Source organism: Streptomyces sp. RPT161, from assembly GCF_027533845.1.
Lineage (GTDB): Bacteria > Actinomycetota > Actinomycetes > Streptomycetales > Streptomycetaceae > Streptantibioticus_A > Streptantibioticus_A silvisoli_A.
In genome coordinates this window covers 213007-229804 of sequence record NZ_JAPZVN010000003.1, presented here as the reverse complement: position 1 = coordinate 229804, position 16798 = coordinate 213007, and the positions used below count along the sequence as shown (strand labels likewise).

Sequence of the window (16798 nt, the reverse complement as noted above, 5' to 3'; positions counted from 1 at the left end):
GATCGGTCGTGGAGGAGTTGGACCGGCAGATCGTGGAATTGCTCGTCGCCGACGGGCGGATGAGCTACACCGACCTGGGCAGGGCCACCGGCCTGTCCACCTCGGCGGTGCACCAACGGGTACGGCGACTGGAGCAACGGGGGGTGATCCGCGGCTACGCGGCGATCGTAGACCCGGAAGCCGTCGGCCTGCCGCTGACCGCGTTCATCTCGGTGGCGCCGTTCGACCCCAGCGCGCCCGACGACATCGCGGACCGGCTCGCCGACGTACCGGAGATCGAGGCGTGCCACAGCGTCGCCGGTGAGGAGAACTACATCCTCAAGGTGCGCGTCGCCACCCCCGGCGCCCTGGAGCACCTGCTGGCCCGGATCCGCAGCCTGGCGGGCGTGTCGACCCGTACCACCGTCGTGCTGTCCACCCCGTACGAGGCCCGGCCGCCGCATCTGTGAGCCACCCTGGCGCAGGCGCGCGCAGCGCGGGCGCCAGACTGGTGACCATGAACGAGCGCACCCCGGGCACCGTGCTGCTGCGCGGCGGCACCGTGTACAGCCCCGCCGATCCCTTCGCCACCGCCATGGTCGTGGAGGGCGGCACCGTCGCCTGGATCGGTTCGGAAGGCGCGGCCGACGGCTTCGCCGACTCGGTGGACGAGGTCGTGCCGCTTGACGGCGCGCTCGTCACCCCGGCGTTCACCGACGCCCATGTGCACGCCACGGCCACCGGTCTGGCGCTGACCGGCCTGGACCTGTCCGGCGCCCGCGACCTAGGCGACACGCTGGCCCGGGTCACCGGCTACGCGGCCGAGCACCCCGGGCACCGGGTGCTGCTCGGCCACGGCTGGGACGCCGCCCGCTGGCCCGGGTCGCGCACCCCGACCCGCGCCGAACTCGACGCCGCCACCGGTGGCCGTCCGCTGTACCTGACCCGCGCGGACATGCACTCCGCCGTGGTCACCACCGCGATGCTCGACCTGGTCCCGGGTGTCGAGAAGCTGACCGGCTACCACCCCGAGGGGCCGCTGACCCGGGACGCCCACCACGCGGTGCGCCGCGCCGCACAGGACGCCATCGCGCCCGAGCAGCGCGGCGCCGCCCAGCGGGCCGCGCTGCGCGAGGCCGCCTCGCTGGGCATCGGCGCGCTGCACGAGTGCGCGGGACCGCAGATCAGCGGCGAGGACGATCTGACCGCACTGCTGCGGCTGGCCGCCGAGGAGCCCGGACCGCGGGTGCTGGCCTACTGGGCGGAGGCGGCGCTGTCCGGCACCGACGGCGTGCTGGACCGGGTGCGTGACCTCGGCGCGCTGGGCGCGGCGGGTGACCTGTTCGCGGACGGGGCGCTGGGCTCGCACACCGCGTGCCTGCACCGGCCGTACGCCGACGCCGACCGCACCACCGGCAGCGCGTATCTGACCGCGGAGCAGATCGCCCAGCACGTGGGCGCCTGCACCGAGGCCGGGATGCAGGCCGGGTTCCACGCCATCGGTGACGCGGCGATCACCGCCGTGATCGCCGGTGTGCGGGCCGCCGCCGAGCGGCTGGGCATCGAGCGGGTGCGGGCCGCCCGGCACCGGGTGGAGCACGCCGAGATGCTGGACCAGGACACCATCGCGGCCTTCGCCGACCTCGGCCTGGTCGCCTCCGTGCAGCCCGCCTTCGACGCGACCTGGGGCGGTACGGACGGGATGTACGCCGCCCGGCTCGGCGCCGAGCGGGCGCGCACCCTCAACCCGTACGCGGCGATGCTCAGGGCCGGGGTGCCGCTGGCGCTGGGCTCGGACAGCCCGGTCACCCCGCTCGACCCGTGGGGAACGGTGCGCGCTGCCGCCTTCCACCGCACGCCCGAGCACCGGGTCTCGGTGCGTGCCGCCTTCACCGCGCACACCCGTGGCGGCTGGCGGGCCGCCCGGCGGGACGACGCCGGGGTGCTGGTGCCGGGCGCACCGGCCGACTACGCGCTCTGGCGGGCGGGCGAGCTGGTGGTGCAGGCGCCCGACGAGCGGGTGGCGAACTGGTCGACCGACCCCCGCTCCGGCACCCCTGGCCTGCCCGATCTCACTCCGGGCGAGCCCCTGCCGCGCTGCGTGCGCACGGTGGTCGGCGGACGGACGGTCTTCGAGCGGCCGAACGAGTGACACCCGTCCCGGCCGTACCGCCGAACGATGCCCACTCGGCCTGTCGCGGCCCGGCCGACGATCCCGCACTGACCTGCTGATTTGCCGAATTGCCGCAGGTCACACGGGTGTTGACAGGCTGCGGTCGCGGGCGAGTAGGTTCGGCCGAGTCCACCAGGACGACCGACCGGGATCCTCCGTGTCTTCCGTCTACCGCCGCTGGGCCATGGGGTGGCGCGCCGAACGGGCGCTCCGCCGCTGGGAGCCAGGTCCAGCGCCCGCGGCACGGAACGCGGCCCCTCACCGCTCGCGGGCGGGCCAGGGGGGAAGGGTGCCGCCCGGGCGGCAGGTGCGACCCGGGTGGGGCCCGGACGTCCAGTAGACAACGGCTCTCGGTCGATCCGCAGCCAGCGGTTCCCAGGTCGGCCCGAAGGGCGTTCCGGTCCCCATCCGCAGTCCACCGCGGCCGCCCGCGGAAACCGCCGCCCGCGGCCCGCACGGAAACGCGGAGCGGAGCGTTCCATTTGGTGCGGAAAGGGTCGGCAAAACCTCCCCTTCCCAAGGCTTTGCGCCCCGGCGGCGACGGCGGGCGCTCAGTCGTTGTACGGTCACTGCACGACCATCGCGACTCAGCGTCCCCGGAAGCGCCCCGGCTTCCGCCAGCAACGGACGTCGCCCCTACGCAGAAGAGGAATGGCCGCGACCGTGCCACCGCGACCCGACACCGCCACCGCTCGACCCGTGGACGGTACCCTCGGCGCGCCCGAACCCGGCATCCGGACGGAACCGGGGCACCGGCCGGGGCGGATGCGACGGCTGGCCCGGGCGGCCCGCGCGGACTGGCGGCGCACCGCCCTCGCGGTGGCCGGCGGACTGGCGCTCACCGCCGCCTTCCCGCCCTACGACCTGTGGCCGCTGTCGATCGCCGCGGTCGCCGCGCTCACGCTGCTCACCCACCGCCGTACCGCCCGCCAGGCGGCGTGGACCGGGTTCGCCTTCGGGTTTCCGTTCTTCGTCTGGCTGCTGCAGTGGCTGCACGTGGTCGGCTGGGACGCGGTCATCGGACTGTCCGCCATCGAGGCCGCCTTCTTCGTGCCGCTGGGCGCGGGACTCGCGCTGACCTCGCGGCTGCGCTGCCGGCCGCTGTGGGTCGGCTGCCTGTGGGTCGCGGAGGAACTGGTCAGGGACCGGGTGCCGTTCGGCGGCTTCCCGTGGGGGCGGCTGGCGTTCGCCAACGCGGGCTCGCCGTTCACCCCGTTCGCCGCGCTCGGCGGCGCCCCGCTGGTCACCTTCGTCGTCGCGCTGTGCGGCGGGCTGCTGGCCGCCGCCGTGCTCGCCGGGTGGCGCTCGCGCGGCCGGGGCCGGCAGGCGTTCACCGGGCTCGGCGCCGCCGTGCTGGCCCTGTTGGTGGGCGGCTGCGGCTACGCGGTACCGGTGCCGACCAACGCCGACGGTCAGCTGAAGGTCGCCGTGGTCCAGGGCAACGTGGCCCAGCCGGGGATGCACTTCCTCGGCCGCCCGATGATGATCCTCAACAACCACGTCAACGCCACCCTGCAACTCGCCCGCGACATCAAGGCGGGCCGCGTCCCCAAGCCGGACCTGGTGATCTGGCCGGAGAACTCCTCCGACCTGGACCCGTTCAGCTACCCGCAGGCGTACGACGCGATCACCGGGGCGGTACGGGCGATCGGCGTGCCGGTGCTGGTCGGCGCCCTGGTCGACGGGCCGGACGCGGACCACGTGCAGAACGAGGGCATCCTGTGGTCGCCGACCACCGGGCCCGGCGCCTCGTACACCAAGCAGCACCCGGTGCCGTTCGGCGAGTACGTGCCGTTCCGCAAGGAGCTGACCAAGGTCATCCACCGGCTGGACGAGATCCCGCGCGACTTCTACCCCGGCAAGCACACCGGCGTGATGACGATGGGCGGCGCCCGGCTCGGCGACGTGATCTGCTTCGAGGTCGCCTACGACGGGATCGTCCGGGACACGGTGAACGCGGGCGCGCGCGCCCTTGTCGTACAGACCAACAACGCCACCTACGGGCGAACCGGTCAACCCGAGCAGCAGCTCGCGATGTACCGGCTGCGGGCCGTCGAGCACGGCCGGGCGGTGGTCGCGGCGGCAACCAGCGGAATCAGCGCGCTAGTTGAACCCAACGGCACCGTCAAGCAGCGAAGCAAGGAATTCACCCGGGAGGTGCTCAATGTGAACCTCCCGCTACGCGATGGAACCACCGTTGCCGACAGGATCGGCGCGGTACCCGAGTGGACTCTCGCTATGGTGGGCGTCCTGTCCTGCGCCGCCGCGATCTGGCCTGGCAGGCGGGGACGTATGGAGGATAAGGGGAAGTAGTGAACAACGGCGACGGCGTCACCCAAGGCGGCGCCCAGGGGCGGCAGTTCGGCCCGCTCGGCACGGTACTGGTCATCATCCCGACCTACAACGAAGCCGAGAACATCAAGCCGATCGTCGCCCGGGTGCGGGAGTCCGTGCCCGAGGCGCACCTGTTGATCGCTGATGACAACAGCCCGGACGGCACCGGCAAGATCGCCGACGAGCTCGCCTCCGAGGACGACCACGTCAAGGTGCTGCACCGCAAGGGCAAGGAAGGACTCGGCGCCGCCTATCTGGCGGGCTTCCGCTGGGGCATCGACAACGGCTACGGCGTGCTGGTGGAGATGGACGCCGACGGCTCCCACCAGCCCGAGGAACTGCCGCGGCTGCTGACCGCGCTGCAGAACGCCGACCTGGTGCTGGGCTCCCGCTGGGTCCCGGGCGGCCGGGTGGTGAACTGGCCCAAGTCCCGCGAGTTCCTCTCGCGCGGCGGCAGCACCTACTCGCGTCTGATGCTGGGCGTCCCGATCCGGGACGTGACCGGCGGCTACCGGGCCTTCCGCAAGGAGACCCTGGAGGGCCTGGGCATGGACGAGGTGGCCTCGGCGGGCTACTGCTTCCAGGTCGACCTGGCCTGGCGCGCGGTCCAGAAGGGCTTCCAGGTGGTAGAGGTGCCGATCACCTTCGTGGAACGCGAGCGCGGCGACAGCAAGATGAGCCGCAACATCGTCGTGGAGGCCCTGTGGCGGGTCACCACCTGGGGCGTCAGCTCCCGGCTGAACCGGGTCCGCGGCCGCAAGTGAGCGGCGGCGCGTAGCGCCAGGTGGACGGGGTTCGCCGGGCTGCGGTGGGTTCGAGACCGCCGGTCTCGAACGTTGTGGTCGCTCGTCGGCGCGACGGATCGTCGTTTCCGCCGTGACGGCGAGCACCCCGCGATGCGCTCCGGTGGTATCCCGTCGGCGCAACCCGGCCACCCCACCGCAGCGTCGGCCCCCGGGGACCGAGATGGCACCGCCGAAAGCAATCCGGCGGTGCCAGGCACAATTGGGGGTATGACCTTCGGCGCACCTGACCCGTCCCGTCCGTCGCGGCCCACCCGCTCCCGTCCCCGGCCGCTCGTCCCGCTCGCGGTGGCGGTCTGGGCGGTACTGGAGATCTGGCTGCTCACCGTGGTGGCCGGAGCGATCGGTGGCGGCATGGTGCTGCTCCTGCTGCTCGCCGGATTCCTGGTCGGCGGTTACGCGGTCAAGCGGGCCGGGCGGCGTGCCTGGCAGGGCCTGACCGGGGCGCTGCGCTCCGGCGGCCCCGAGGTGAACTCGGACGGCGCCGGGATGGAGATGCTCGGCGGCCTGCTCATCATGGTCCCGGGCTTCCTGTCGGACGCGGCCGGGCTGCTGTGCCTGTTCCCACCCACCCGCAAGGCGCTGGCCAAGGTCGCGGGCAGGGCGCTTCGGCGGTCCGCCCCCGGGTCTCTCGGTGACACCTTCCAGCAGGCGCGTGGCGCGGGGGAGCAGATGCGGATGCGCTGGCCGGACGGCAAGGTGGTGCAGGGCGAGGTGATCAGCGACGGCGGCTCGCGGCCACCGGAGCCCGGGAAGGGCGCCTCCCGGCCGCCGCTGACCCCGTAACCGTACGCAGACGGCCCGGGCGGCGGCACACGCAGTGTGTGCCGCCGCCCGGGCCGTGTGTCGCTGTACGCCTGGTCAGGCGGACTTGCGGTTGTCGCGCGGATGCACCGCGATGTTCATGCCGCCGGAACGAAGCACGGCCAGCCGTTCGGCCAGCACCTCTTCGAGTTCCTCACGGGTACGGCGCTCCATGAGCATGTCCCAGTGCGTACGCGCGGGCTTGGTCTTCTTCTCCTCGGGGCCCTCTCCATCCACCAAAAGCGCCTGGGCACCGCAGGCGCGGCACTCCCACTCCGGAGGAATCTCGGCCTCCATTGAGAACGGCATCTCAAAGCGATGTCCGTTCTGACATGCGTACTCCACCGTCTGGCGCGGGGCCAGATCGATGCCGCGGTCGGTCTCGTAGCTGGTCGCCCCGAGTCGCGTGCCGCGGAGAGCTCGCTCACTCATGAATCGTGCCTCCCGGGCTTGTCGCCCACAGGACAGGTGTCGCTGTCGTCGTCATCCGGTCAACGTCCGGTCGGCGGTGAAGATTCCCGATTCGGACATCTGCCCGTCGTCGCCCTCACTGGAGGCGCTAATCGCGCAGCACCGCCTGTTCGTGCCGCCCTTTGTTGTACCCGCCGCCGCCCGTTTTGTCACATCTGACAGGAGATATCACCCGTCGTTTTTGCATCCTTAGCGCGCAGTAACGGTCCATCCGGCTGGTCAACCGCGTACACTACTCCCCTTCCGCCTCAGGAGCTAAATCAGGCCAGGCGCCGAACGGCCCACCGCGGCCACCGCGCGCCGTACCGGTACCCGCGCGAGCAGTACGAAGCCCACCGCGAAGAACACCACCAGCGAGATGATGGCGTAGCGGTAGTCCCCGGTCAGCTGGAACGCCAGGCCGAACAGCAGCGGGCCCAGCCAGCTCGTGCCCCGGTCGCTCATCTGGTACACGGCGAAGTACTCGGCCTCCTTGCCCTCCGGGATCAGATGCGAGAACAGTGACCGGGACAGCGCCTGGCTGCCGCCCATCACCATCCCGATCGCGCAGGCCAGCACGAAGAACCAGGCCGGACGCCCCGCTGGCAGGAAGAACCCGGCGGTCACGGTCGCGGTCCAGGCGACCAGCGCGCACAGCAGGGTCCGCTTCGCCCCGTAACGCCGGGCCAGCCGCCCCATCAGCAGCGCCCCCGCCACCGCCAGCACCTGGACCAGCAGCACCGCCGCGATCAACGTGGTCTGGCTGAGCCCCAGTTGCTGGGACCCGTACAGCGAGGCCTGCGAAATCACCGTCTGCACGCCGTCGTTGTAGACGAGGTAGGCCAGCAGGAAGGCCAGCGTCAGCGGGTAGTGACGCAACTCACGTGCCGTCGAGACCAGTTGCCGCCACCCCTGGCCGAGCGCCGCCCCCGACTCCGCGGCCACCAGCGGCCGGTCCCGCAGCCGCCGCAGCGGCACGACGGCGAACACGGCCCACCACAGCCCGGCCGAGGCCATGCAGATCCGCACCGCCATGCCCTGGGAGACGCCGAAGGAGTCATGGTTCAAGAACAGCGCCAGATTCGCCACCAGCACTATCGAACCGGCCACGTAGCCCGCGGCCCAGCCGCGTGAGGAGACCGTGTCCCGCTCGTCGGGCTCGGCGATCTGCGGCAGGAACGAGTTGTAGACCACGATCGAGGCCCCGTAGCTGACCACGGCCACGATCAGCAGCGCCCCGCCCAGCAGATAGCGGTTCCCGGCCAGGAAGAAGAAGCCGGTGGTGGCGCCCGCGCCCAGGTAGGCGAACAGCGCCAGCACCGGCTTCTTGCGCCCGGTACGGTCCGCGACCGCCGCCGCCAGCGGCATCACGAACACCGACAGCAGCACCGCCGCCGAGACGGTGTACGAGAAGAACGAGCCCGCGCGGACCGGAACCCCCAGCGGATGCACATAGCCCTGCGCGTCGGCCGCGGCCTTGGCGACCTCGGTCAGATACGGACCGAGGAAGACGGTCAGCACACTGGTGGAGAAGACCGTGATCGCGAAGTCGTAGAAGTACCAGCCCCGTTGCTCGCGCCGCCGCTCCCGCGGCGAACGGCCGACGGCCGGTGCCGTCGCGGTCGTGGTCGCGTCCCGTCTGTCCTGCCCGCCCAACGCTGTCCCCTTGTCGTCCCCCGTGGTCCCCGACCCCGGGGTACCGGCCGTTGTCCCAGACCGTGTGGGGGCTCAGCCCTGCGGCCAGGCCCCCCGCTCGGCCAGCACGGCGCGCAGCGTCTCGATCTGGTCGGTCATGATGCCATCCACACCGAGGTCGAGGAGCATACCCATCCGCTCGCGGTCGTTGACGGTCCACACGTGCACCTGAAGGCCCCTGCGGTGGGCGGCGCGCAGGAACCGCCGGTCCACCACGCGCAGGCCCGACTGGCACTCCGGTACCTGGACGCACACCGCGGCGTTCACGGCGGCTGGCGCGGGCAGCCGTCCGCCGAAGCTCAGCAGCCGCAGCGCGGCGACGCCCCGAACGCCGAGCGAGGTCGCCAGCCGTCGACCGGCGAGCGCTCGCACCCGGTCCACCCTGGCCTGGGAGAAGGAGCCCACGCAGACCCGGTGCCAGGCGTCGGCCCGCTCGATGGCCCGCACCAGTGGTTCGATCGCCGCGGCGGCCTTCACATCCACGTTGAACCGGGCCTCGGGAAAGGCGTCCAGCAACTCGTGGAACAGCGGAACCGGCTCCTTGCCCGCCACCCGGGCGGCTTGCACCTCCCTCCACGGCAGATCGGCTATGGCCCCGCGGCCGTCGGTGACCCGGTCCAACGTCGCGTCATGGAAGGCGACGAGCTGGCCGTCGGCCGTGGCGTGCACGTCGGTCTCCAGATAGCGGTAGCCGAGGTCGACCGCACGCCGGAAGGCGGTCAGGGTGTTCTCCAGGCCGTCCGCCGTACCGCCGCGATGGGCGAAGGCGAGTGGTCCCGGCTGGTCGAGGAAGGGGTGACGGGGTGCGCTCACACCACGCAGTATCGCGCGCTACGCACACGCCCTGGCCGGTGCCTGCGCGTCCCGGGCCACCACCGTGCCCTCACCCGTCCCGGGCAGCGCGAAGACACCGAGGAACACCTGGGCCAGCGGGCCGATCGCCAGCGCGTACGCGACCGTGCCGACGCCCACCGAACCGCCGAGCAGGAAGCCCGACACCAGCACCGCGACCTCGATCGCGGTACGCACCAGCCGGATGGAGCGGCCGGTGCGCCGGTGCAGTCCGGTCATCAGCCCGTCGCGCGGTCCAGGACCGAAGCGGGCCGAGATGTACAGGCCGGTGGCGATGGCGTTCAGCACGATCGCCGCGGCCAGCAGCGGTACCCGCACGGTCAGCGAGTGCGGTACGGGCACCAGGCGCAGCGTCGCGTCCAGCGAGAGCCCGACCAGGAAGACGTTGGAGACCGTGCCCAGACCGGGCAGTTGCCGAAGCGGCCACCACAGCAGCAGTACCAGCGCCCCGGCGATGATCGAAACGGTGCCGATGCTCAGCCCGGTGTGCCGGGTGACGCCCTGGTGCAGCACGTCCCATGGGTCGAGGCCGAGTCCGGCGCGGACCAGCAGGGCGTCGCTCGCGCCGTACAGCACGAGTCCGACATAGAGGTGGACGAGACGACGGCCGATGCGTGAACCCCTGCGGAGAAAACGCGGACGGGAAACCAGCAAAGCGGACACCCCCCTGGTGAAGTGGCTGGCTCCGTGTCACTCTGAAGTACGGCCATGGTCCAATTCCACGGCCAATCCAGGGAAGGTGGACTGGTCCTGATGGCGCAGTGGACTGCCGCGGTGAGTGCCGCACAACTGGCGCGGCTGCTGGCTCCGCACAGTGAGCGGGGCGGACGCGGTGACGGCCGCAAGGTCCCGGCGTACCGGGGGCTCGCGGACGGCGTACGGCTGCTGGTGCTCGAAGGCCGGGTGCCGGTCGCGGCACGGCTGCCCGCCGAACGGGAGCTGGCGGTGGCGCTCGGTGTCAGCCGTACCACGGTGGCCGCCGCGTACGAGGCGCTGCGCGCCGACGGGTTCGTCAAGTCCCGCCGGGGCGCGGGGAGTTGGACCGCCGTACCGGACGGCCGCCCGGTGCCCGCGGGAGGCCTGGAGCCGCTGCCCCCGGAGACCGCCGCCTCGGTGATCGACCTCGGCTGCGCGGCGCTTCCGGCACCGGAGCCCTGGCTCACCCGGGGCATCCAGGGCGCGCTCGCCGAACTGCCCGCCTACGCCGCCACCCACGGCGACTACCCGGCCGGAATCCCCGCGCTGCGCGAGGCGATCGCCAACCGCTACACCGAGCGCGGTGTGCCGACCATGCCCGAGCAGATCATGGTGACCACCGGTGGGATGGGCGCGGTGGCCGCCGCCGCCCGGCTGTTCGCCGGGCGCGGGGAACGGATCGCGGTGGAGGCGCCCAGCTACGCCAACGTCCTCCAACTGTTCCGGGAGAACGGCGCCCGCCTGGTCCCGGTGGCGATGGCGAACGGACTGGCGGGCTGGGACCTGGGCGCCTGGCGGCGGGTCATGCGGGACGTCGCGCCGTCCATGGCCTACGTGATCCCGGACTTCCACAACCCCACCGGTGCGCTGGTCGGTGACGACCAGCGCCGCGAACTGGTCGAGACGGCGCGCGCGGCGGGTGTGGCGCTGGTCGCCGACGAGACGATGGCGGAGCTGTCCATCGACCCCGAGGACGGCATGCCGCGCCCGCTCGCCGCCTACGACCGGGGCGGCGGCACGGTGGTGACGGTGGGCTCGGCCAGCAAGGCGTTCTGGGCGGGGCTGCGCATCGGCTGGGTACGGGCGGCGCCCGAACTGGTGCGCCGGATGGTGGCCGCCCGGGCCTACCTGGACCTCGGCTCACCGGTCGTCGAGCAACTCGCGGTGGTGTGGCTGATGCGCGGCGAGGGCTGGGCGGAGGCGGTGGCGCTGCGCCGCGCGCTCGCCCGGGCCAACCGCGACGCGCTGGTGGACGCGCTGCGCAGGCGCACCCCTGACTGGGAGTTCGAGGTCCCGGCGGGCGGTCTGACCATGTGGGTGCGCACCGGTGACGTGTCCGGCTCCCGGCTCGCCGTGACGGGGGAGCAGTACGGGGTGCGGGTGCCGTCCGGTCCGCGCTTCGGCGTGGACGGCGCGTTCGAGGGCTACATCCGCCTGCCGTTCTCGGCTGCCGCCTCGGTGGCGGACGAGGCGGTCTCCCGCCTGGCCGCCGCCGCGGAGGCGGTGCGGTCCGGGGGGCCGATCGACCTGCAGACCGCCGGATCCCTGGTGGCGTGAGCCGGGCGTCTGGGGGCCTGCCCCCAGACGACATCCGCTCGACTCAACCGCCCCCGGTTTCGGGGGACTTGGCCATGGAGACGGGCTGCGGATGGGCGGTGGGAAGCAGCGACAGCACCAACTGCCGGTGGGCGTCGGGGGTGTCCTCGTCGTACGGATCCGGCGTGGCCGGAACCTGAAGCCGCTGTACCGGGCCGTCGCCGAGCCGGGCGTACCCGCGCCCGGCCGGCACGTGCGCCGCGGGTGTCGTGCACGGCAGCGCGCCGAGCACGTCCCGGATCTGCGCGGCGGGCAGGGCGCCGAGCACCACCCGGGCGTTGGCGTGCCGCAGCTCGCCGAAGTCCAGCGCCTCCGCCTGCTCGCCGAGGGCGACCGCGACGCCCGCCGCGCGGCCGTGCCGCAGCGGCACCTCCAGCAGCCGCAGCGGATCCGTGCGCCCTTCCGCATGGGCGAGTTGGGACAGTCCGCTCGGCCGGTCCACGATGATCCACAGCGGTCGCCGGGTGTCCCGTGGCGCGGGCCGCCCGGCCTGCCGGGCCCGGCTGACCGCGATCAGCCGCCGTTCCGTCTCGTGTGCCGCCCACTCCAGCGTGGCGAGCGCCCCCGCCAGCCCGCTCTCCACCGCGAGCACCCCCGGCCGCCCGGACAGGAACAGGTACTCGCCGGTGCCGCCGCCGTCGACGGCCAGCAGGTCACCGTGGTGCAGGGCCTGGAGGGCGATGGACCGCAGCAGGGTGGTCACCCCGCTGCCGGGGCGGCCGACCGCCAGCAGATGGGGTTCGGTCGAGCGCGGCCCGGTCCGCCAGACCACCGGTGGCGCGTCCCGTACCGTGTCGTCGACCCGTACCGGGATGGTGCGGCTCGCGGAGTCCGCGTCGGTGAAGCCGAGCACCGTCTCACCGGGCGCGGTGACGAACCGCTGGGCGACGATGGTGGTGGGCAGCGGCGGCAGCGCGGTCAGGGTGAGGTGGTTCTCCTCCTCGTTCCAGTCGAACCGGTACTCCCGCCCGCGCCCGGCCTTCGCGTGCAGCAACTGCTCGATGCGCGCCCGCGATTCGGGCTCGCCGTCGGTGAAGTACGCCGGGTAGCGCAGCCGCAGCGCGACCAGCCGTCCCTGCGCGAACTGGTACGCCACGAAGGCGTGCCGCCAGTCGCCCTCGTGCCGGTAGAGCGGCCGGGGATCGCCCTCGGCGCTCAGGTACGGCACGAGCGCCTCGTAGAGGCACCGCAGCCTGACGCGCTCGGCCTCGCTGGGACCGTCCGGAGCCCGGACGCGGTCCCGGCCGAGCCACGCGGCGGAGCCCATCAGCCCCACGCCGACCAGGACCGGACCGTACGGCAGCAGCGCCACGACGAACAGCGCGGCGGCGGAGACGAACAGCGTGGTGTTCCTGCGGTCCCTGGGGGCGGTGGACCACCAGCGGTGCAGCCAGGCGGCCTGGCGGCGCAGCCCTCGGGTGATGGTGATGATGGGGTGCAGGACGTCCGTGGCGTTGTCGGCGGCGAACCGTGCGAGGTCGCGGCCACGGTCCCAGGCGGGCCGGTTGCTCAGGATGCCGGGGAGGGGGCGCCGGGCCACATGGACTCCAAAGCGGGCCGAAGGGGTGGGTGGGCGGCGAGCCCGGAGCGGGGCAGAACCGCTCCGGGCGACCGGTGCGGTCCGGCTAGATCTTGATCCCTCCGATGAGGCTGGCGAGGCTCGCCCCGCCCGCCTTGATGCTCGGCGCGATCGCGGAGCTCGCGAGATAGAAACCGAAGAGTGCGCAGACGAGGGCGTGGGACACCTTCAGTCCGTCCTTGCGGAAGAACAGGAAGACGATGACACCGAGCAGTAGGACGCCCGACATGGTGAGGATCATGGGGTTTCTCCAGTGGGGTGGGGGCGGTCACCATGAGTTCTTCCAGGATTACAAAAAGTAATAATCGCTTAAAGATGCCGTTCGGGTGACTTATTTGTTTTTTCACCGCCATGGCCCCTTCTGTGGAAAGCCGCGCCCGTCGCCAGCATTTCCGGGTTCGCGGCGGACCATGTCCCCGCCGGGTACGGCGACGCAAAAGCCGCCCGTGCGGGTGATGTGACCTCAACTGCGGCCGAGCGCAGGCTCGCCGCCCCGCTCGGGGTGCGGCGGAGTCACCATGCATATGGTGAGGCGGCATGGAATCGCCCCTCCGTACCGTGACAAGCGACCCAGGAGCCGGTAGAGATGACGCACCCCACGCCCGAGAACGGGACCGAGCCCGCGCACGACCCCGAGGTCATCCAGCTCGCGGCCAAGGTCTTCGACCTGGCCCGACAGGGCGCCACCGACACCCTGGCCGCCTATGTGGACGCGGGTGTTCCGGCGAATCTGTCCAACGACAAGGGCGACACCCTGGTGATGCTCGCCGCCTACCACGGCCATCCGAAGGCGGTCGCCGCGCTGCTCGCCCGGGGCGCCGACCCCGACCGCCCCAACGACCGGGGACAGACCCCGCTGGCCGGAGCGGTCTTCAAGGGCGAGGACGAGGTGGTGCGGGAACTGTTCGAGGCGGGCGCCGACCCCAACGCGGGCTCGCCGACCGCGCTTGAGACCGCCCGGATGTTCGGCAAGGACGAGCTGGTCGCCCTCTTCGAAGGCCGCTGACCACCGCGGCCGGGGTCAGACCCGGAAGGTGACCGTCACCGGCGCGTGGTCCGACCAGCGCAGCGTGTAGTCCGCGGCCCGCTCCACCGTCGCGGAGTCGGCCCGCGCCGCGATGCCGGGGGTGGCGACGACGTAGTCGATCCGCCACCCGGCGTCGTTGTCGAACGCCTTGCCGCGGTACGACCACCACGAGTACGGGCCGGTGACGTCCGGATGCAGTGAGCGCACCACGTCCACGTAACCCGCCTCGTCGAAGACCCGGGACAGCCAGGCGCGCTCCTCCGGGAGGAAGCCGGAGTTCTTGGTGTTCGCCTTCCAGTTCTTCAGGTCCGCCTCGCGGTGCGCGATGTTCCAGTCACCGCACACCAGTACCTCGCGCCCCGCGGCGGCGGCGCTGGCGCGCAGGTCGACCAGATGGGCGAGGAACTCCTTCATGAAGCGTTCCTTCTCCGCCTGCCGCTCGGTGCCCACCTCGCCGGACGGCAGGTACAGGCTGGCCACCGTCACGCCGGGCAGATCCACCTCGACATAGCGCCCCGAGGTGTCGAACTCGGCCGAGCCAAAGCCCACCCGCACCCGTTCCGGTTCCTGTCGCGAGTACACCGAGACGCCCGACCGGCCCTTGACCGAGGAGGCGGCGTGGACGGTGTGCCAGCCGTCCGGCTCGCGCACCTCGGCGGGCAGCTGAGCGAGCTCGGCGCGCACCTCCTGGAGACACACCACATCGGCGCCGGTCGCCGCCAGCCAGGGGCCGAACCCCTTCTTGGCCGCGGCGCGCAGCCCGTTGACGTTCACGGTGGTGATGGTGAACAAAGCATGCTCCTGGGTCGCGGACAAACGCCGCGCCAGCCTACTCGACGGTCGTTTCGGTCCCCGTACCATGCCCGGGTGGACATACGAGCGGAGATACGCACCGTGCGCTACGACCACCCGGACGCGGTGGCGCTGACCGAGCGGGTGCAGCAGGAGTACGTGCTGCGATACGGCGAGCCGGACGCCACGCCGATGGACCCGGCGCACTTCGATCCGCCGAACGGGCTGTTCCTGGTCTGCTACCTCGACGGCGATCCCGTGGCCACCGGCGGCTGGCGCGCCAAGGACGCCTCCCGGGACGGCCACGAGGACGGGGACGCCGAGCTGAAGCGGATGTTCGTGGTTCCGGAAGCCCGCGGCCGGGGGCTGGCCCGCCGGGTACTGGCCGAGTTGGAGACCAGCGCGGCCACGGCGGGACGGCGGCGGATGGTGCTGGAGACCGGAGAGCTGCAGCCCGAGGCGATATCCCTGTACACCTCGTGCGGATACACACCGGTGGCGAAGTTCGGGGTGTACCGGGACGCACCGCTCAGCGTGCACCTGGGCCGTCCGCTGACCGGTGTAGGGGCCTTGCCGGAGCGGTCCGAGGCCCGTTAGCGTCCGGTCGCACCATGACCTTCGCCATCGCGCCGATGACGGCCGAGCACATCCCGGAGTCCGCCGCCCTCCTCGACCGCTGGTACACCCGGGCCCGCCGGCCACGCGGATATCCGGCGCCCGAAGACCCCTACGGCGGTGAGGAGTCGCTGGCCAAGCTGCTCGCCGGACCGGGCACCGAGGCGGTGGCGGCGCGTGGCGGGCGGGGCAGGCTCGGTGGCTACCTCATCCTCGCCGCGGACCAGCAGGACGGCGACGACCGGCCGGACGAGCACCGGCATCCGCACTCCGCGCTGGTCGCCCACGGCGGGCACGCACTGCACCCGGGCCGGGAGCCCGAGGCGCTGCGCGCGCTGTACGCGGCGGTCGCCGAACGGTTCGTGGCGGGCGGCCGGCTGGTGCACCACGTCGACCTGCCCGCCGACGACACCGTGGCGATGGCCTGGTTCCGGCTCGGCTTCGGCCTTGAACGGGTGCGCGGGCTGCTGCCGGTGCGGGCCAGCGGCCGTCAGCCGCGCGGGGTGGACGGGCTGTCCATCCGCCGGGCCGGCGCCGCGGATCTCGGGCCGATAGGGCGGATGGCCGCCGCCTCGGCCGAACACCGGCGGCACGCGGCGGTGTTCCAGCCGCAGCCCCAGGAGGCGCTCGACCGGCTGCGCACCCGCTACGCCGAGGCGCTCGCCGAGCCGGACAGCGCGGCCTGGCTCGCTGTTCGCCGCGGTGAGGAGGCCGGAATGGTGGTGCTCACCCCGGCCCGCCCGGGCCCCTTCACCCCCGAGTCGGCGGTCGAGCTGGCCGAGGCGTACGTCGAGCCGGACACGCGTGGCGAGGGGGTCAGCCGGGTGCTGCTGGCCACCGCGCTGGCCTGGGCGTACGACCGCGGATACCGCCATATGACGGCCAACTGGCCGACCGCCTCCCCGCTTTCGGCGGGACACTGGCCGGCCCTCGGCTTCACCCCGGTCGCCTACCGGCTGTGCCGGGTGATCGACTCCCGTATGGCACCGGTCAGTTGATCACGGCTCGAAGCGCCCCTCGCTGAAGTACCCGCTGCGGACGGCGCCAACTCGCCCAGCGGATAGAGCGCGTTCGCTGCGGACCACTGTGCCGGTCCGCCGGCCGAACTCCGGATCGCCGTCGTCGAACACGCGCGGTCCCCGCTGGCGCGGCCGGGCGCAGACCGTCAGCTGCGCCGTGTGCTGGGCGGGTCGGGCGCGCGGGAAGTCCCCGGCGGCCGCGTCGAACGCCTTCACATCACTGGTGGTTTTCCATTCCATACCGCATCGTGGCGCATACAGGGAGTTGCCGGCGCCCGAATTCCGTGGCACTACTGAGAGTTGTCGCACAGTCAACTGCACGGGCTTCTGCATGTGCAGCGCGCTATCATTCCCGCCGGTGAGAACCGCACGTCCCAGGAGGTA

At 72.5% G+C, this 16798-nt stretch carries 17 protein-coding genes; 9 read left to right on the top strand and 8 right to left on the bottom strand.

All coding sequences use genetic code 11. The features are described 5' to 3' along the window. Positions 1-8 precede the first annotated feature (8 nt). The 5 genes from O5O46_RS09145 to fxsA all read left to right on the top strand — a co-directional run bounded on the left by O5O46_RS09145 (position 9) and on the right by fxsA (position 6075). Positions 9-449 carry an Lrp/AsnC family transcriptional regulator gene (locus tag O5O46_RS09145; protein WP_255925064.1) on the top strand — a complete coding sequence of 147 codons (441 nt, stop codon included), beginning with the start codon at positions 9-11 and terminating at the stop codon, positions 447-449. Between the two features lie 47 nt (positions 450-496). Next, complete coding sequence (locus O5O46_RS09140) at positions 497-2131, top strand: amidohydrolase (RefSeq protein ID WP_269854805.1); 1635 nt, start codon at positions 497-499, stop codon at positions 2129-2131. Positions 2132-2803: 672 nt separating this feature from the next. After that, the gene (lnt, locus tag O5O46_RS09135) at positions 2804-4465 is read left to right on the top strand and encodes an apolipoprotein N-acyltransferase (RefSeq protein ID WP_443072434.1); all 1662 of its coding nucleotides are present in this window, start codon (positions 2804-2806) and stop codon (positions 4463-4465) included. Next, a complete protein-coding gene (locus O5O46_RS09130) occupies positions 4465-5250 on the top strand; it encodes a polyprenol monophosphomannose synthase (protein ID WP_269854804.1) in 786 nt (261 codons plus the stop codon). The genes lnt and O5O46_RS09130 overlap by 1 nt, the downstream gene beginning before the upstream one ends. A gap of 249 nt (positions 5251-5499) precedes the next feature. Beyond that, positions 5500-6075: an FxsA family membrane protein gene (gene fxsA, locus O5O46_RS09125; RefSeq protein WP_269854803.1), complete on the top strand. Its 576-nt coding sequence runs from the start codon at positions 5500-5502 to the stop codon at positions 6073-6075. A 75-nt stretch (positions 6076-6150) separates the two neighbouring features. Here the strand turns inward: fxsA and O5O46_RS09120 are convergent, their stop codons facing one another. The 4 genes from O5O46_RS09120 to yczE all read right to left on the bottom strand — a co-directional run bounded on the left by O5O46_RS09120 (position 6151) and on the right by yczE (position 9741). Next, the gene (locus O5O46_RS09120) at positions 6151-6525 is read right to left on the bottom strand and encodes an RNA polymerase-binding protein RbpA (RefSeq protein WP_255925068.1); all 375 of its coding nucleotides are present in this window, start codon (positions 6523-6525) and stop codon (positions 6151-6153) included. A gap of 294 nt (positions 6526-6819) precedes the next feature. Continuing rightward, entirely contained in the window at positions 6820-8199 is a 1380-nt protein-coding gene (locus O5O46_RS09115) for an MFS transporter (protein WP_269854802.1), read from the bottom strand. A gap of 72 nt (positions 8200-8271) precedes the next feature. Beyond that, complete coding sequence (locus O5O46_RS09110) at positions 8272-9051, bottom strand: glycerophosphodiester phosphodiesterase (RefSeq protein WP_269854801.1); 780 nt, start codon at positions 9049-9051, stop codon at positions 8272-8274. An 18-nt stretch (positions 9052-9069) separates the two neighbouring features. Further along, positions 9070-9741 (bottom strand): membrane protein YczE, encoded by a 672-nt coding sequence (yczE, locus tag O5O46_RS09105; RefSeq protein WP_333482355.1) that lies wholly within the window; start codon positions 9739-9741, stop codon positions 9070-9072. Between the two features lie 102 nt (positions 9742-9843). Between yczE and yczR the strand changes: the two genes are divergently transcribed. Continuing rightward, entirely contained in the window at positions 9844-11343 is a 1500-nt protein-coding gene (gene yczR / locus O5O46_RS09100; RefSeq protein WP_269854799.1) for a MocR-like transcription factor YczR, read from the top strand. A 43-nt stretch (positions 11344-11386) separates the two neighbouring features. Here yczR and O5O46_RS09095 read toward each other — a convergent pair whose 3' ends face one another. Next, positions 11387-12922: a hypothetical protein gene (locus tag O5O46_RS09095; protein ID WP_269854798.1), complete on the bottom strand. Its 1536-nt coding sequence runs from the start codon at positions 12920-12922 to the stop codon at positions 11387-11389. An 85-nt stretch (positions 12923-13007) separates the two neighbouring features. Continuing rightward, positions 13008-13202: a hypothetical protein gene (locus O5O46_RS09090; protein ID WP_269854797.1), complete on the bottom strand. Its 195-nt coding sequence runs from the start codon at positions 13200-13202 to the stop codon at positions 13008-13010. A 345-nt stretch (positions 13203-13547) separates the two neighbouring features. On the opposite strand from O5O46_RS09090, the gene O5O46_RS09085 reads away from it, so the two are divergent. Next, the gene (locus O5O46_RS09085; protein WP_269854796.1) at positions 13548-13967 is read left to right on the top strand and encodes an ankyrin repeat domain-containing protein; all 420 of its coding nucleotides are present in this window, start codon (positions 13548-13550) and stop codon (positions 13965-13967) included. Positions 13968-13982: 15 nt separating this feature from the next. Here the strand turns inward: O5O46_RS09085 and O5O46_RS09080 are convergent, their stop codons facing one another. Beyond that, complete coding sequence (locus tag O5O46_RS09080; RefSeq protein WP_269854795.1) at positions 13983-14780, bottom strand: exodeoxyribonuclease III; 798 nt, start codon at positions 14778-14780, stop codon at positions 13983-13985. 75 nt (positions 14781-14855) lie between these two features. Here O5O46_RS09080 and O5O46_RS09075 point away from each other — a divergent pair, with 75 nt between their 5' ends. Then, entirely contained in the window at positions 14856-15377 is a 522-nt protein-coding gene (locus tag O5O46_RS09075; RefSeq protein WP_269854794.1) for a GNAT family N-acetyltransferase, read from the top strand. A gap of 14 nt (positions 15378-15391) precedes the next feature. Next, entirely contained in the window at positions 15392-16393 is a 1002-nt protein-coding gene (locus tag O5O46_RS09070; protein WP_269854793.1) for a GNAT family N-acetyltransferase, read from the top strand. On the opposite strand, the gene O5O46_RS09065 is transcribed toward O5O46_RS09070, so the two are convergent. Further along, positions 16394-16654, bottom strand: a complete 261-nt coding sequence (locus tag O5O46_RS09065) for a hypothetical protein (RefSeq protein ID WP_269854792.1) — start codon at positions 16652-16654, stop codon at positions 16394-16396. Positions 16655-16798 lie beyond the last annotated feature (144 nt).

Bases quoted from the DNA above. Each gene is read 5' to 3' on its own strand.
- O5O46_RS09140 (WP_269854805.1), top strand. From the start codon at position 497: ATGAACGAGCGCACCCCGGGCACCGTGCTGCTGCGCGGCGGCACCGTG.
- lnt (WP_443072434.1), top strand. From the start codon at position 2,804: ATGGCCGCGACCGTGCCACCGCGACCCGACACCGCCACCGCTCGACCC.
- fxsA (WP_269854803.1), top strand. From the start codon at position 5,500: ATGACCTTCGGCGCACCTGACCCGTCCCGTCCGTCGCGGCCCACCCGC.
- O5O46_RS09120 (WP_255925068.1), bottom strand. From the start codon at position 6,525: ATGAGTGAGCGAGCTCTCCGCGGCACGCGACTCGGGGCGACCAGCTAC.
- yczR (WP_269854799.1), top strand. From the start codon at position 9,844: ATGGCGCAGTGGACTGCCGCGGTGAGTGCCGCACAACTGGCGCGGCTG.
- O5O46_RS09090 (WP_269854797.1), bottom strand. From the start codon at position 13,202: ATGATCCTCACCATGTCGGGCGTCCTACTGCTCGGTGTCATCGTCTTC.
- O5O46_RS09085 (WP_269854796.1), top strand. From the start codon at position 13,548: ATGACGCACCCCACGCCCGAGAACGGGACCGAGCCCGCGCACGACCCC.
- O5O46_RS09070 (WP_269854793.1), top strand. From the start codon at position 15,392: ATGACCTTCGCCATCGCGCCGATGACGGCCGAGCACATCCCGGAGTCC.
- O5O46_RS09065 (WP_269854792.1), bottom strand. From the start codon at position 16,654: ATGGAATGGAAAACCACCAGTGATGTGAAGGCGTTCGACGCGGCCGCC.